The following is a 16,314-nucleotide window of genomic DNA, read 5'->3' as shown; positions in this document are numbered from 1 at the left end:
CGCCCGTGGCTGGGCGGCACTTACGTTACCTGTCGCTGCACGAGGCGGGCGGTCAGGAACGGGCTGGGCGTGCCGTGCCAGAACACCGCCAGCTCGTCGCGGGGCCGGGTGGCGGCCACGAACAGCAGGGACCGGTCACGTTGGCGCTCGCGCTGGTAGCGCTTGGGATCGGTGTCCCGGTAGCGGCTGATCATTTGCCGGGGCACGAGGCCATCGCTGACGGCCGCGATGATCATGCGCTGGTACTCGAGGCCCTTGAATCGGTGCATGGTGCCGACGTGGATGCCGTCGGGCTGCTTCGGACCGTCGGGCCCGATCTCCACGGCGGGGAATCCGTCGGCTTCCAGTCGGCTGATCACGTCCGCCGCGAGTTCCCTCGTTGGGACGCAGATGGCCACCGAGCCGTCGGTCGGGTTGCCCCAACCCCCCAACTGCTCGGCAATGAGGTCCCGCTCCTGCGCCCAGGTAGCCGCGCCCCGGAACACCGGTCGACCGCCCCGCAACAGCGAGCGGTAGCCGGCCAGGTCTTCCTCACCACCATCGAGGTCGTCGTACACCTCGCCGGTCATGATCTGCAGAGCGTCGGCAAGGATCTGCCGGGTGGTCCGGTAGCTCAGGGTAAGGCGAGACGAGCGGCCACGGATGTTGATGCCGAGGCTGCTCAGGGTCACGTGGTTGTCGTAGATGCGCTGGTGGGTGTCACCGGTGAGGAACATGTCGTCCGGCCCGGGGATGACCATGGCGCGCAGCATCTTCCAGTGGGCGGCACTGAGGTCCTGCGCCTCGTCTACCACGATGTGGCGGTAGCGCGGGCGGTCGAAACCGCCGGACGATTCGCTGGAAGCGGCCGCGCGATCCATCTCCAGGCGCGCTGCCCGCTGGGCCACCTGGCGCCAGGTCCAGACCCCGCGACCTTCGAGCCACGTGGTGAACCGCTCGGTCAGCTGCCAGATCTGGTCGCGTTCGACGCGGGTCAGGCTCCGGCCCCGGTTGGGGCGACGTGCCTTGAAGTACTCGGTCCGAGAGTTGAGCACCTGACCGAGGATCACCTGGGTCCACTCGGCGGTCAGGAACTCCGCGTCCCAGCCGGACTCGCCGGTCTCGAGGAGGAACTCGCTCCACAGCTCGGAGACCCGGTTGTCGTCGACGACCCGCCGGCTGCCACCCGCCTTCGCCTCGGTCACCACCCGGCTGGCCAGGCGGTCGATGTTGACGATGTCGACGCGCGCGACCAACTCCTGACCACCGAGTGCCAGCAGTCGGGTCCTCAGGTCGGCGGCGAGGTTGCGGTTGAAGGTGGTGAGCAGGATGGGCTTGTCCGTGCCGGGCGGCAGTTGCCGGGCAAGATGGGCGACCCGGTGCAGCGCGACGATGGTCTTGCCGGTGCCGGGACCGCCGCCGACCCGGGCGGGGCCGTTGTACTTCTTCTCGACCAGCTTGCGCTGGGTGGGGTGCAGGAAGATCTGCCACCGCTCGAAGGCCTCGCCGATGATCGCCTGCAGCGCCTCGTCGTCCGAGGTGACCTGTGTGGCGGGGCGTTGCACCGCCGCCTCGAAGTCCTCCGGATCGACCGGCTCGTCGGCGCGTACCGGGTCGGTGACCTGCTGGAGCACCTCGTCGTAGGGGGTGCCGTCGAAGAGCGCGAACAGGACATCAGTGGTGAGCTGCGGCGCCCGGTCCAGTAGCTCCAGCAGTTCTGCCTCGGTGGTGAGTTCCCGGATCTGCGGCAGCAGCGGCTCGGAGACGCCCAGTTCCAGCAGCTGTGCGTCGGTGTACGCGTCGAACAGCGGCTTCTGGGCAGGCTCAGGGTCGGCGGGCGGAGGTACGACTCGACCGACGATGCTGTCGCCGACCGGCGCGAGGTCGACGACTTCGATGCCACCGGTGACCCGGTTGATCCGATACGCGTACCGCGACAGGTCGTCGTACACCTCGCCGCGATGCTTGACCGCGACGAGCAGATAATCCCGGTCGGCGATGTGGAGAAGCAGCGCACGGTAGTCCTTGCTCACCCGCGCGGACATCAGCCGGGAGTCGCCGTTGAGCGCCTTCAGATTGAGCCCGGGATTCTCCGGGTTATGCCGGAACTTGTGCATGAACTCATAGACCGCGCCGATGTCCGCGCGGGTGAGCTTCATGACCTCCTTGTCGGCGCGGTCCAGCATCCGCAGGGTGGCTCCGGTGCTCATCAGCTCTCTCCCCCACTCGTCCCCGTGAGCTGTGCTGACAGCTCTTCAATCGACCACTCCCGCGCGGTCCGCGCGTGCCAGCCCGCTGCGGCGTATGCCCGGTCGCGATCTTCCGTTTCCGGATCGTCGGGCGGGCCGGTGAGCACGATGGCGATCCGCCGATCCGGCCAGGCGAGCTCGGCGGGCCACGCCTGGTCGCCCAGCTCGTAGCCGACGACCGGTGCGGGCAGGTTCTGCCGCGCGAGCTGCTGGACGAGAAGCTCCAGCATGGTCTCGTCGCGGTCCATGTACTCCAGCACCTCGTGCCACGGCGACTCGTCGTCGACCGGCTCCGGTTCGGTCGACACCTGCTGCGGCGCGACGCCGAGCCAGGTGGCAGTTTCCTCGTCGAGCGGCAGTGCCCGCTGGGCCAACACGAGTCCCGTGCCTTCGGTGACCGCCATCGACGCGGGATCGAAGGCACCTAGGGTGGAGACCGCGAGCTGGCCGGCGTCACCGCCGCCGTTGGCGAGGAACTGGATGACGTTTCCCCAGGCGAGCCAGGCCGCCCAACGTTCCTTGTGCCCCTCGCCGGTCACGGCGGCCGGCAGGTCATCCACAACCGCGAGCGCCGACATGGTCGGCAACGGCTTGGTACGTGCGTCGAGGACGATTGTCAGCGGGCAGTCAGCGATGTCCCGGGCGCGGGCGACCATGATGTGCTTCGCGGTGGCTGCGGGCAAGGGCTCCCCCCGCAGCGCAGCGACCAACCGTTCCGCGACGCCAGCGGAGTCGGTTGCGCTGTTGTCCCGGGCCTGCCTGAGCATGCCCCACAGAGCGGCTTCCGCTCGCCGCTGCCAGCGAGTGAGATCAGGGTCGGCAAGGAAGCGCATAAGCTGCTCGATCGGGTTTACCCAGATCGTCTCCTCCAGCTCGACGGGGTCCGCCCCGGGAAGCATGCCGCGGAACTTTTCCCGGGCGGTCTGTTTGCCCAACCCGCCGTAGGGCATCCACCTTCCTTGCCCGTCGCTGCTGTCCCAGGTCTTGACGTCGTCCCATGTGGCAGCGAAGACCAGGTAGCCGTGAGCGCGCAGCCGAGCGCGCTTCTCGGCGTCGTCGGCAAGCCGGTTGTATTGCGGCGAGGCGTGGTACTTGAACCCGTCGAGGTAGACCGCTACCTCCGGTGCCGGCGCGTCGAGGCGCTTGAAGTGCACGTCGGGCCGGGTCCCCTTGACCGTGTTTTGCAGCTTCATCTGCCAGTGCGTGACGCTCTGCCCGCCGTCCTTGACGAACCTCAAGTCGGCGATCCGAGCGCCGTCGTGATCCGTACGCCGGTCGATGCGCAGCCCGGAGCCCGGCGCCTCGCCGAGGGCCAGCAACTTGTTCAGGAACTGCAGCTCCAGCTCGCTCTCCACCTGGTGGATCAGCGAAATCTCGTCGGTGCGGGTGCCCTCCTCGACGTCCCAACTGTCGAGGAGCTTCTCGAGCATGTTCAGCGCCTCGCGCCTGCTCATGAAGGCGAAATGCTCGTTGCGCGCGTAGCGCAGCAGGCAGCGGTGGCACACCGGCTTTGCCTCGTGCTGGCAGTCGCAGTCGGCGATGCGCTGCCGTGCCAGCTCGAGGACTGCCCGGAACTCGTCCGGCTTGGCGAGACGGTGTAGGTAGCCCGTGCCCTGCGGCTGGGTGTCGTAGACGACCACGAAGTTGCGGGTGCCCTCGCTGTGCCCGTCGGGCATCGTGGCAGGGACGGCCTGCAGGTGGGCCGGCTCGCCGCCGTACTGGGCCGCGATGCCGAGCCGGATCGCGGCGGCGAAGGACAGCAGCCGCTCCTGCACTATCGCGGTAGCCGCCGGGATGAGGATGCGCAGCGCTTCGGTCTCCAGCTCGTGGGCCAGGATCAGGTCCACGTGGCTGTCCGGGCCGGCGGCCGACCGCCGGTACGGGCACCACGGCAGGTGGTGCTCCGCGCCTTGGACGACGGTCGTGCCAGAGGCCTGGGCGGCGAGCTGCTGGCTGGCCGCCGCGGTGCCGTCCACCGTGGTGCCACCGCATGAGGTGCAGGTGTGGAATCGGTTGATCCGCACCTCCTCGCCGGCGAAGAGTTCGGCGGCGCGGTCGTAGCGTTGAGCGCCGAGGTTGAAGTGGCGGATCATGGAATGCCGGCTGTAATCGACGCCAAACGTGTCGCGGGCGTGGCGCCACGACGACTCGACCTTGGCAGGGTCGATGTCGACCGCGACGCTGGTGGCGTAGAAGCGGCGGTCCCGGTCATCGCTGTCGTCCCGGATCCGGGCGTCGTCGCGCTTGTCCCGGCTATAGACCCGCGTCGGCTGGAGCACCTGGAACAGCCGGCCGTGGTCGGCGATGCCTCCGTCCTCGCAGCGCGGGCACGGGCTGGTGTCCTCCTTGGCCAGGTGGGTGCGCACGTACCCGCACTGGGCGCAGACCCGCCACTGCTCATAGGCGGGCCGGTCGGCTGGGCCGACGTCGAGGCCGGAGATCTCGTGCTTGTAGCCCCGCACGTAGTAACTGTTGCCAGGGGCGATCTCGACGAGGGCCGGGCGGGCGGGGCGGGCGTACTCGCGCAGTTCGCTGTGGAACCGGCGATCGCCGTCGGTCTGCTCCTCCCAGGTCAGGGTAGCTTCGAGGTCGGTGCGGCTATCGATGAGCGCGTAATTCGGCAGCAGCCCGAACTCGACCAGGGTGCCGTGAGCGGCTGCGGCGCTGACCTCCCGCAGCCGGCGGCGGACCGCGGCTTCCTCCGCCTTGAGCATCTTGATCTCGCGGGCGTGGTCCGGGTCGCTGGGCACCAGGGTCCCGCGGGCCGTGGCAATTTCCTGCAGACGGCGCCGCAGGTCGGCCAGCCGTTCCTCCCAGGTCTCGTCGGCCTCTTTCACCCGATGAACGATGCCGTCCACCGCGAACTCCCGAAGCTGGTCGGCGGCGGCTCGCAGGACCTTGTCACCGAACAGCGTCAGGAAGTCCTCCACCAGCCGGGCCCCGTCGCGCCGGCCGGCTTCGGCGAGGTTGGTGAGCCAGCCGCTCGGGCCGAAGAGCACGTGCGCCCGCCGCGGCATCGGCAGCACCCCGGGCAGCTGGCCGCGCGCGGCCAGGTCGATCAGGTGCGCCAGGTACTGCCGGCGCAGGATCTCCACGGCGGAGAGGAAACAACCGGGCGGCACGATCTGCCCCGCGATCATGTCCCTCGGCTCGGTCAGGTAATAGCGGTCGCGCTCGCTACGGCCGACCAGAGTGAGGACGAGCGCATTGCCGCTCTTGCGGCCCGCGCGCCCGGCCCGCTGCACGTAGTTTGCCGGCCCCTGCGGGAGCGACGCCAGGACGACCGCGGAGAGTGCTCCGATGTCGATACCCATCTCCAGCGTGGGCGTGCAGGAGAGGACGTTCGGATCTGTGTACCGCTCCCCTTCGCGGAACTGCTGCTCCACGGTCTCCCGCTGGACGCGGGTGAGCATGCCGGTGTGCTCACCGGTCACCACGCGGAAAACGTCGCTCTCCAGGTAGAGCCGCCGGTAGTAGTCGTCGGGTGCGGTGTCGTCGTGGGCGGGCTGCAGCCGCCCGCGGCAGCGGTACTGCCGGCAGGGCTGGCCGACCCAGTCAGCGACCCGGTCGGGATGCTCGGTCTGCTGCCAGTGGCAGGTGTCGCAGCCCACCCCCGCCAGCACGGCAGCGCTGTCGTCGAGCCGGGTGACCCGCAGGTGCCCGGGCATCAACCCGTACACCTGGTTGCCGTCCTCGGTGTCGCCGGCGGCCACGATGCCGGCGGCGGCCAGGGCCGGCAGCAGCCGGCTGAGGTAACTGCCGGCGTCGCCGAGGTCCAGGCCCAGGCAGCGGAACGTCCAGTCCTGGTACCAGTTGCCGCGGGCGGTGATCGCGTCGAACTCCGAGCGGGACTTCGGAGTCGCTAGCAGGAACGCGGGCGCCGAGACCCCCCTCGGGAAGGCGGGCATGCCGGCCGGGCGACCGCCCCATACCTGCCACCGGGTGCCGCCCCGCTTCAGGTACGGCGCCAGCCACTCGTGGTAGACCGCGCCGCGAGTCCGTAGCCGCTCCAGCAGGCCGCGAAGGAAGGCGAGGTAGCGGGCGTCGTCGGGCGGCGTGCCGCCGAGCTGCCAAGGGCCGGTCAGGTGTACGTCCCGGCAGATCGCGGCGGCCTTCGCGGGATCATCGAGGGCGACCTGGACGCCGACGCTGCGGGTCAACTCCAGGGTGCGCCCCTGGCGGGAGCGCAGCCCGACCTCCATCACGGTGGCGAACACGAGCCGCTCGCTGATCAGCGACCAGGTCTCCCGGCTGCCGGTGTGCTCTCGCGCGAGCAGAGCGTCGACTCCCGGCTGGTCGTGCAGGTCCGGCGGGACGACGGTGGAGAGGATCTCCGGGTGCGCCGCCGCCTCGATCATCTCGGCGAAGAGTTCGTCCAGCCCGACCGGCTGCCCCGGGTGCAGCCGGCTGGCGAGCAGGGAGCGCAGGGAGAAGGCGTACGAGCGGTTGGCGACGAAGCCGGCGCGGTGCGCGGCGTCCTGCACGGAGTCGTTGAAGAGCAGCGTCTTCTTCTCGCGCTCGTCCAGCTCGCCGCCGGTGAAGAGCTGGGTGATCGCCACCGAGGCGAGGGTGGCCAGGCCGGCGCCGAGGAAGCGGATGCCGTGGTCCATCTGGCAGGACGGGCAGCGATCCTTCTCGGCCGGGTCGATAGCCAGGATGTCGCCGAGCACGACGATCCCGTCCTCACTCGGCTTCCGGTCCCGCTGCTCGTCGAAGGGGCGCACCCGCCGGCCGTACTCAAGGACCAGCAGCCCGGCGGAGCGCTGCCGGATCTCGTCGTCGGTCGCCGCGATCAACGCCCGGACGCGGCGCTTGTCCCGGCCGACGCTGGCCCGGTAGATCTTGTCCGGGTCGGTCTCCAGCTCCTGCGGGTCCTTCTCCGGCGACAGCGCCATCCAGCCGGAGCGGCCGCAGTGCCGGCAGTAGATGGCGGGCAGGCGTGGGTAGCGGTTATCAGCGACCACGACGTCGGCATCGGGCGCGTACGGGTCGAGCTCGCGAGGCGGTTCGCCGTACCAGGCGAAGGCGGGCTGGTGGGAGGTGCCGCGCAGCAGCCGGGAGACGGCACGTACCCACAGGTGGGTCTCGATGTTGAGCAGTGGACGGCCCGGCGCTTGGGGGTTCTGCGCCATCGAGAGCAGCCCGACGAATCGGGCGAGCGCCTTCGCGGTGACCTCGGGGCGGGTCTTCATGGCGCTGCCCCAGCCGGTGGCGTTCTTCCGGGGCAGCACGTCGATGATCTCGTCGAGGGTGCACGGCCGCGTCTGAAGCGAGTCGAGCACCGCCTTGGTCAGCGGGTGCCGGCGGAGCAGCTCACCGAGGCGTGCCGGGTTGTCGAGGCAGGGCTCGCCCACCACCAGCTCAGCGACCTCGGCCATCATCCGCTCGGGGTCCCGGTCGTCGACGGCGGCGAGCTGCTCCGGGCTGGGCAGCGGCAAGCTGAAGTCCTGCCGGGCCATGAACTCGCCCGGCTCGTAGCGGTCCTCCCCCACCAACGACTCGGTCTCGAAGGCCACGCCGAAGACCTGCTCGGCGACCTCACGGATCGCCGTCCGGCCGTCCCGGCCGCCGCCCTCGCCGAGGGTGGCGGAGGTGGCGACCGGACAGATCGGGCCCAACGGCCGGTCCGGCTCGGCGAGGCCGAGCGCGGCGGCGAGCCGGCGCAGCAGCATCGCCACGTCGGTGCCCTGCGCGCCGTCGTAGGTGTGGAACTCGTCCAGCACCACGTACGCCGGGTCGGCTCCCTCCCAGAGCGGCAGGTCGTCGGCGCGCTGGAGCAGGAGGTCCAGCATCTTGTAGTTGGTGATCAGGATGTCCGGCGGGGTCCGGCGCATCTCCGACCGCTTGGTCATCACGTGCTGGTACTCGATGGCCGCGACGTCGCCGATGTAGAGGCCGGCAGTGACGCCGCTGAGTGCCGGGTCGGCAAGCAGTTCGTTGATGCGCTGCGTCTGGTCGGTCGCCAGAGCGTTCATCGGGTAGAGCAGGATCCCCTTGATGCCGGCCTTTTCCTGCTGCCGCTGCCGTCGGCAGTGGTCGAGCACCGGGATCAGGAACGACTCGGTCTTGCCCGAGCCGGTGCCGGTGGTGATTAGGGTCGGCTCGGCCGCCGCGCCCCTGGTCGACAATCGAGCGAACGCCTTCGCCTGGTGCAGGTATGGGGTGAAGTCGGCCGGGGCCCAGTCCAGGCACGCGCGCCAGTCGCCCTCCGCCGGGCGAAAGGGGGTGCGGATCCGCAGGTACGGCCCGCGGAAGATGCCTTGCTCCGGGTGCGACAGGAACCCTTCCAGGCCCTGGCGGACGCTCACCTCGGTCAGCCCGAAGGTGGTGGTCAGGTATTGGGTCAGGCTCTTCTGCAGCGCGTCCGCCGCGATCGTCGGCCTCACGACGGCTGCCACCCCGCATCGATCGCGCTCTGCATGCGCTTGCTGAACACGGCATGCGCCTGCCGGTACTCGTTCTCCCGATCGGCTTTGTAGAACGGCGCCGTGTACCCCTCCGGCACTGGATTCCGCTCCGGATCGTCCAGGTACGCCGCAAGTTGTTGCCAGTCATCGGCTGTTTGACCATAACCGAAGGTATATGAGTCTGCTGCTATCTTGCGCCCTGCCGCATCGAACCACATCTGATCCTCGCGCTCTTTCAAGGTGAAGTATCGACCCTTAAAAATGGCGAGTAGTTCCTCAATGCCGATCCCCAACCAAACCGAGACCAAGGCGTCGATCTCGACTAGCGCCGCTCGCCGTGCCCGCTCCTCGCGCAACGGCACCCCCGAGCTCCAAGTCGGCGCAATGTCACCGAGTGGCGCTAAACCCGGCCACTCCGCAGCCCATGCATCCAGCTGCCACGAGGAATCGAAAAGCTCCTCCCATAGTTCGGCGAAAGCGGCGGTAAGGCAATTGAGCCTTAGGCATCGCACAAGCAATTCCGACGCGAGGGGATGCGACGAATCCCCACTCGGCATGGCTAGCACCTCGGAGGTCCGCAGGTTAGACTTACCCGCGATTCTCAACAGGTAATCCAGGGGAAGTGATGCCCAGAACCCAGCGGTTAGTGCGGTCTGGCGACTATCAGCAAATGCTAGGCTGTGCACCGCATCCACATATGCTGGACCAGGTGGCATTATCGCGGCAAACAGGGAGCGCTCCATGTTGAACGCAATCATGCGGCGCCACGCTAGCCGATAGTACGATGTATACCTTTTACCATTCCAAACGTCTTGACCCTTAAAGCTCTTAGCCTCGGCCTCGCCCAGGGAGTAGTTCGCCCGAGGAACAAAGCTCTCTGGAAGCGTGGATTGATCCAAGGTGTCCCAGTCGTGATTATTGTGATACCGCACCCTGGGCTGCTTAGCAAACGGTGTTGCAATACCGAAGTGAGGACCCTGCATTACGAGAGACCCGAGTTCTTCAGGCGTTCCTGGCGCCCATTGGATTAGGCCCTCCTTCTTGCCGTTTGCCTCATCGTAGCCCCGGCTGATCCACGGCACGTAAAGGCCAAGCCGTTGACTCACTAAAGACAAGGCGGTAATCGCACGTTCCTCTGCTACAGTAATCGGCTGCAGGAGGGGAGCGTGGGTAACATCATCTCCAGCACCCCCTCCCCGAAGACGATTCCATATAGAGAGCGTTGCCTCATCCACATGAATTACGCGGGCTCGGTGTGGACGGTTATCCCACGTCCCTTGATATCGCTGGCTGGGGACTGGCCCGTCCCCGGCATGCTTGAGAGATTCAATGAATGGCCTGGCTTCATAGAGCCTACTGAGATGGCTGAACTTAATAGGTCCTGGCGTGCCATAGATGTGCACGCCAAATTCAATATTTCTGTTGGCGTCAGAAAAAGCCCAGTTAGCGCCGTTGACGAACCCACCGTGAACGCGCAAGTGCCGGTAGGCCACATTTCGCAGCCTACCCTCGTTTGTGCCACCGAAGTGACTATCCGGATGAACAAGGCCAGCGGTTCCGCGGTTTCCTAAATGGGCCCATACCTGACACATCATGGTGCGATAAAGGTTGGGCCGAGTGCCAACCATTATGGGGTATGTTGTCGCATGCGACAGCGCTTCTACAGTTCCCGTGTTGAGCACAATTTCATTAAGAAACCGGGAGCGAGCTCGCTCGTCTCGAAGAACCTCTGATTTGCGGCTACGCCATACAGGAACCGAAACTCGTTCAACTAAGCGAAACCAGGGATCAAGTTCAGCAAGTACCTCGTCCTCTTTCCAGTCGGGCCTCACCCAGGGCGGGTTGCCGACTTGGAGGTCGAAGCCGCCCCTCGCGAACGCCTGGGCGAAGGTGAGCTCCCAGTGGAAGAATCGCTGCTGGTCGGCGATGGTCTCCGCAGCTTGCAGCCAGGGAAAACGGTCCGCGAGACGGTAGGCCTCGTCCATGCCCATCAAGCCGGGCAGGTCTCCTTCGTAGACACCTAGCTCACTCAGCGACTCGACGCCGCTGACCAGCGAGTCGGGCGGGATGTCTGAGCGACCGATGAGTGCTTCGGCGAAGGTGAGCCAGTCGTCCAGATCGGCCAGCGGCACCTGCTGGCGAAGCTGTTCGGCCACAGTCATCTTGCGGGTTCCGGTGGGCTTGACCGGCATCTTGAGCTGCTGCGCCTGTACCTGTCCGAAGAGATCCCGCACCTCGAAGCTCGCCGGCTCGTCGTACACCGACAGGTCTTTGACGTAGGTGACCTCGACGGGCCCGGCAGGATATGCGGGGTCCGAGCCGTCGAGCAGGCCGGCCTTGTCCAGAGGCCAGAACCACAGCGCGCACCAGACGTCCATCAGCGTCTTGAGCCGCCAGTACGGCGTGCTCGGCCGTGTCAGGTCGGCAAGGATCTTCTCGCGCGGCACGGCCTCGGTAACCGTAGGCAGGTCGTCGGCGCCCCACACCCGGATGTCGCGGCGGATCTCCCGTTCGGAGATCTCCAGTCGCCGCTGCACGAGGTGCCACAGGTACTCGACGCGGCGGGCCAGCGCCTGCAGCCGTTTAACCTGCGACAGCTTGCCCTTGGCGGACGGGACGCGCTTCATGGCCGTGCGCCACTTCTTGAGCTTCTCGGTCTCGGCGGGGGCCAGCTCCCGAGCCTCCTTCTCCCCCGCGACCGCGCCCCAGCCATCGGCGGGAAGCAGGAAGTGGTGGATGCCTTCATCGTCGATCGGCCCGACCCGGAACGGCTTTTCCGTTGGCGGCGTGGTCAGCCAGGATTTGTCAGCGAGCTGCTTCGGGTCGTACAGCTTGCGTCCGCAACCGATGAGCGAGTTGCCGCGCTGGAGGTGCAGGCCGAACCAGGGTGCTTGGAGGCCGGTGTGCATGACGTTGAGCCAGAGCGACACCTCGGCCAGTTCGACCGCGGTGCGGTTGAGGTCGACGCCGTAGCAGTTGTGCAGGGCGATGTACGCCTTCACCCGCTGAAGTTCCAGGTGGTAATGCTCGGGGTCCAGGGAGACGTCGAGTTCCTTCTGACGGCGGCGCAGGTATTCAGCGGCGACCTGGTTGATCGCCTCGTTGAGGAACGCGCCGGAGCCGAGCGCCGGCTCGCAGATCGTCCAGTCCAGCAGCTCGCGTGCCTTCGTCTCCGTGCCGTCCTGGTCGACGCGGTATTCCAGGGCGAGCTGGACGGTGACCTCGGTCAGCGACTGCGGGGTGTAGTAGGAGGCGCTGGTCTGTCGGTCCCGGCCGGCGAGCCGGTACACGAAAGCGCCGGGGGCGTAGCTGACCCGGCTGCGCACACCCGTGTAAGGATCCTCCTTGTAGACGAAGACGCCATCCTCGTAGTCGTCGGCCTTGGACGCAGGGATCATCCACGAGCCATCCTTCGGGTCGCCGTTCTTGGCGACTTCGTAGAGCTGCTCGGTGGCGACGAAGCCGGTGTACGACATCAGGCCCTCGTAGACGGCGCCGAGCTGGTTGATGCCGAGCTGGGCGTACGAGATGAAGCCGCCGCGGCGCTTCTTCGCGCCCTTGGTGAGCATCAGCCGGCGCAGCACCTGGTAGAGGACTTTGTTGCGCAGCCGGGTGTCGATCTTCGGGCCATCGGGGTCGTCGGGGTCGCTGCCGGGCTCGGCGATTAGCCGGCCGATGAGCTTGGTCTTCTCCGGCAGGAACAGGTCCGAGCGCATCGGCTCGAAACGCAGGCCCTCGCCCTCGCTGGCCTTGTCGGCGACTTCCGCGCCGCCGCGCGGCCGGTGGCCGTCGTTGACCATGCGGAAGAGCAGGTCGAGCGACTCATGCAGGTGGAAGCCGCCCTCGGCGGAGGGGGCGAGCCGGCGGGACACCAGGTCGCCGATGCGCGCGAGGCTGTAGCCCTCGAGGTACTCGCGGTCGTTGACCGGGAGCACGCCGAGCTCGGGCCGGGCCTCGGCGTAGAGCAGGAAGAGGATCCGGTAGAGGTAGCGCAGTGCTTCCCGGCCCAGCTCCTTGGCCAGCTCGTCGAGGTCCATCACCTGGTGCGGCTGGTAGCCGGCCTGCCGGATGCGGTCGAGGACCTCGTTGGCGATGAGTTCGACGGAGACTTTCAGGCCCTCGCGGAGTTCGCTGGAGACGCCGACGGCGTGCTGGCGGGAGCCGGCGACCAGATCGGCGAGGGGTTCGGTGCCGCCCTCGGCGGGCGGGCGCAGCGAGTCGGCGCCGAAGAGTGCGGCGACGACGTCGTACTCCTTGTCGTCGTTGCGGCCGTACGTGGTGTCGAGGCTGACGGCCAGGTACCGGCCCTCGCCCCAGGCGCTGCGGTCGGCCAGGGTGATAACACCGCCGCTGAGGATGAGCACGTACCGGGGTGGGGTCTCGGCGGCGAAGAGCCAGGAGGCGAGCTTCGCGCCCGTGTCGATGGTGTCGTTCGCGGTCAGGGCGACCGGGTCGAGCAGGCGGCCGGCGTCGTCGGGGTCCTGGGCGGCCTCGGTGTCGACGGCCCAGCCGCAGTCGAGCGCCACGATGCCGTGCGCGGTGGTCAACTCGGCATGGGCCACCTTGATCTGCTGTTCCTGGCCTGCCCGCTCGACGGTGATGGTCTGCGGCTGCGGCTCGAAACCAAGCGCCCGCAGCAGGTCCTGGTGCAGCTTGTGCAGCCGCTCCGGGTCGAAGAACTCGTCGTCGGCCAGCTCGGTCTTGGCGTCGAAGTAGGTCCGGCGCAGGCCGCGCAGCCCGGTGCGCGGCGTGACCCGGCCGGACTTCTCGTCCTCCGACCACTGCTTGAGCAGGCCACCCTTGAGGGTGGCGGGCAGGATCTCGGCCAGGTAGTGGGCGGAGAGGTATTCGCCGCGGTTGGTCAGCGACTCGAAACTCATGCTGCACTCTCCGGGGACGGTACGAGGACGGCGAGGACCCGCAGCAGCGGGTCGCCGTCGGTTTCCAAGCGGTCGAGCAGGTCGTGCTGCTCCTGGACGGTGGCGTCGACACGCTGGCGACGCTTTTCACGATGCGGCGCGGGCAACTCGTCGAAGAGGCTGGCCTGCTTGAAGTGCGTCAACTGCTGGCGATACTTCCGTAGCGGCTCGGCGTTGGCCTCCGCCCACTCGGCGCGCTTGTCCTCCAGGTAATTCCGGGCAGCATCGACGGCCTGTGGCAGGAGCTGCCTCAATGGTTCGAGCGAGACAGCCTCGGCGCGGTTGACCATCGACGGGCCGACGTTGGCCTCACGGAGCATCTCGTCCATGGGCCGGATCTCGGGCGCTGCGGGCAGGCCGGAGACGGCCATCCATTGCACGACGGTCGGCTGGCCGAGGCGGTTGGCATAGACGCCCTGGACCAGGTAGGCCGGTGCGCTCACGTCGGCGGTGAGCACCGGGGCCTGCTGGCGGCCGAGCCGGATGAGGACCTTGTCGACCAGCCAGTCGACCATCGGGTGGACGTCGCTGAGGAAGGCGATCTCCGGCCACATCGGGGTCTTGCTCTGCCGGGCCTGGTCGAGCTTGCGCTGGGCAAGCTTGCGGTCGAAGGTGACCTTGAGCCGCAGGTCCTCATCCTCCCGATGCGCGCGGAGGTAGGAACGGGGCAGGTCGGTGAGCCGGTGCACCAGGTCGTCAGGGGCGAGGAAGGTCAGCAGCTCGTCCTCGCGCCGCAGGTCGATGTGGTCCTCGGGCCGGTCCTCGTAGATCTCATAAAGGGCAGCGTCGACGAAATCCTGAGTGGAGGCGAAGAGCTTCGGCACCCGGGCCTGGGCGACGTCCGCCGCGACGGGGGCGGTGCCGACGTCGCCGAAGAGGTCGGCCATCACGTCGATCTCGGCGTGCGCGGCCTCGTAGGACTCGTCCACCGTCTTGCCGTTGAGCAGGTCGCGGACCAGCCGGTCCTCCTCGGTCTTGGCGTCGAACTGGCCGGTCGCGGCCTCCACGCTGCCGAGGCTGCGGTGGGCGTTCTCCTCCCGCTCGAGCAGCTTCTGGGAGACCGTACGGTCGTCCTTCGCGTCCTCGCGGTCGGAGGTGAGGATGAGCGCGCGGAACTGAGGCTGGTGCTTCTGGCCATAGCGGTCGATGCGGCCGTTGCGCTGCTCGATGCGGATCAGGCTCCATGGGATGTCGTAGTGGATCAGGTGGTGGCACTGCTGGTGCAGGTTCACGCCCTCGGAGGCGACGTCGCCGGTGAACAGCAGTCGCACCTCGCTGCCGGCCAGTTCGAACTCCTGCAGGATCTTCTGCTCGTCCTGGTCGGCGACGCCGCCGTGCAGCACCCGGACGGCGTTCGGCTTGAGGCCAAGCAGGCCGGGGACGACCTCGGCGAGCCACTTGATGGTCGGCACCCGCTCGGAGAAGACCACCGCCCGGGTATCGCTGCCCTTGCCGACGCCAATCTTCTTCAGCTCCTCAACCAGCTGCCGCAGCTTGCTGGAGTCGCGGTCGGTCATCGCGGAGGTCAGCTCCGCGAGCCGGTCCAGCGCCACCCGCTCGGTGCCGGTGGCCTTCTTGCGCCGATTTTTCACCGTCTCGTGCAGCGCCCGGTGTGAGGAGAGGAAGGACTTCAAGAGCGTGTACGGGAAGAGCCGGTGCTGACCGGTGATCGCCTCGTCGCTCCACTTGCCGGCCAGCCACACGTCGGTCAGCTCGTCGAAGACCTGCTCCTCGAGCGGACTGGCCTGGCAGTGCACCGCCTGGGACGGGCCACGGTCGGCCCACCGGTCGCCGATCTGGTCGCGGACCTCCGGGCTGATCTTTGTGCGGCGCAGGTAGAGGTGGGCGATGTCCTTGGCCTCGTACTCCTTCTCGTTGGCGATGGCCGCCGGGTCGAGCAGCGAGATCAGCTGGGCGAACGATTCCCTGTTGCCGTTGTGCGGGGTGGCGCTGGCCAGCAGCAGCGCGTCGGTCTTCGCGGCGAGCCGGCGCGCCAGCTCGTTGCGCTGGGTGCCCTTGTTGATGAGGTTGTGCGACTCGTCGATGACGACGACGTCCCAGGTGGTGGCGTCGAGGTGGTGACCGAACTGGCCGGCGTCCTTGAGTGTGTCGACGGAGATGATGGCCCGCTTGAAGTAGGTGAACGGGTTCCGGCCGGCGGGGATCTCCTGCTGGATGCGCTGGATGCCGGTCGAGTCGAGCCGCACCAGCGGGATGGCGAACCGGGTCCAGAGCTCCCGCTGGAACTGTTCGAGGACCTGCTGCGGTGAGACCACCAGGATCCGGTCGCCCCGGCCCCGGCGGATCAGCTCGGCGAGGATCAGGCCGATCTCCAGGGTCTTGCCGAGACCGACCACGTCGGCGAGAAGGATCCGCGGCCGCAGGCCGGACAGGGCCAGTTCGACCGGGCGCTGCTGATAGGTCAGCGGGTCGAGCAGGAACCGGTCGGCCAGGGCCAGGCCGCGCTCGGTGCGGGGCAGCGGGGTTCGCCGCAGCACAGCTTCCAGGAAGAGCCGGCTCTGCCGGAACCGGGACGAGGTGTCCGGGACCAGGACCGTTTCCTCGGGGCGCATTGCCTGGATCTCGTCCAGCGCGGTGAAGAAGGTCGCCTCGACGTCCTGCACGAACTCGGAGACGCCGACCGCCTTGATCATGGTGCCGTCCGCCGTGCCGGTCTTGACGCTGCGGACCAGCCATTCCTCGTCGCGGACGACGATGCGGGAGCCCGGGGCGAAGGTGGCGTCCTGGGAGGTGGTCATC

Annotated in this window: 4 protein-coding genes; all 4 read right to left on the bottom strand. The window is 67.9% G+C overall.

The annotated features are described in order from the left end of the window. Positions 1–20 precede the first annotated feature (20 nt). From ACQP12_RS14720 to ACQP12_RS14705, 4 genes are read right to left on the bottom strand one after another with little or no spacing between them, the layout of a single operon-like run. Positions 21–2,189: a UvrD-helicase domain-containing protein gene (locus ACQP12_RS14720; RefSeq protein WP_433288351.1), complete on the bottom strand. Its 2,169-nt coding sequence runs from the start codon at positions 2,187–2,189 to the stop codon at positions 21–23. Next, positions 2,189–8,614, bottom strand: coding sequence for a DEAD/DEAH box helicase (locus ACQP12_RS14715; protein WP_433288349.1), 6,426 nt, complete (start codon positions 8,612–8,614; stop codon positions 2,189–2,191). The genes ACQP12_RS14720 and ACQP12_RS14715 overlap by 1 nt, the downstream gene beginning before the upstream one ends. Further along, positions 8,611–13,515 (bottom strand): class I SAM-dependent DNA methyltransferase, encoded by a 4,905-nt coding sequence (locus ACQP12_RS14710; RefSeq protein ID WP_433288347.1) that lies wholly within the window; start codon positions 13,513–13,515, stop codon positions 8,611–8,613. Before ACQP12_RS14710 ends, ACQP12_RS14715 begins: the two co-directional genes overlap by 4 nt. Continuing rightward, complete coding sequence (locus ACQP12_RS14705) at positions 13,512–16,313, bottom strand: helicase-related protein (RefSeq protein ID WP_433288345.1); 2,802 nt, start codon at positions 16,311–16,313, stop codon at positions 13,512–13,514. Before ACQP12_RS14705 ends, ACQP12_RS14710 begins: the two co-directional genes overlap by 4 nt. Position 16,314 lies beyond the last annotated feature (1 nt).

The organism is Micromonospora sp. CA-244673, assembly GCF_050948395.1.
GTDB lineage: Bacteria > Actinomycetota > Actinomycetes > Mycobacteriales > Micromonosporaceae > Micromonospora.
The sequence above is the reverse complement of the archived record's forward strand: the minus strand, read 5'-3'. Positions and strand labels throughout refer to the sequence as shown.

Excerpts from the sequence above, each read along its gene's own strand:
- ACQP12_RS14710 (WP_433288347.1), bottom strand. The coding sequence starts at position 13,515 with ATGAGTTTCGAGTCGCTGACCAACCGCGGCGAATACCTCTCCGCCCAC.
- ACQP12_RS14720 (WP_433288351.1), bottom strand. The coding sequence starts at position 2,189 with ATGAGCACCGGAGCCACCCTGCGGATGCTGGACCGCGCCGACAAGGAG.
- ACQP12_RS14705 (WP_433288345.1), bottom strand. The coding sequence starts at position 16,313 with ATGACCACCTCCCAGGACGCCACCTTCGCCCCGGGCTCCCGCATCGTC.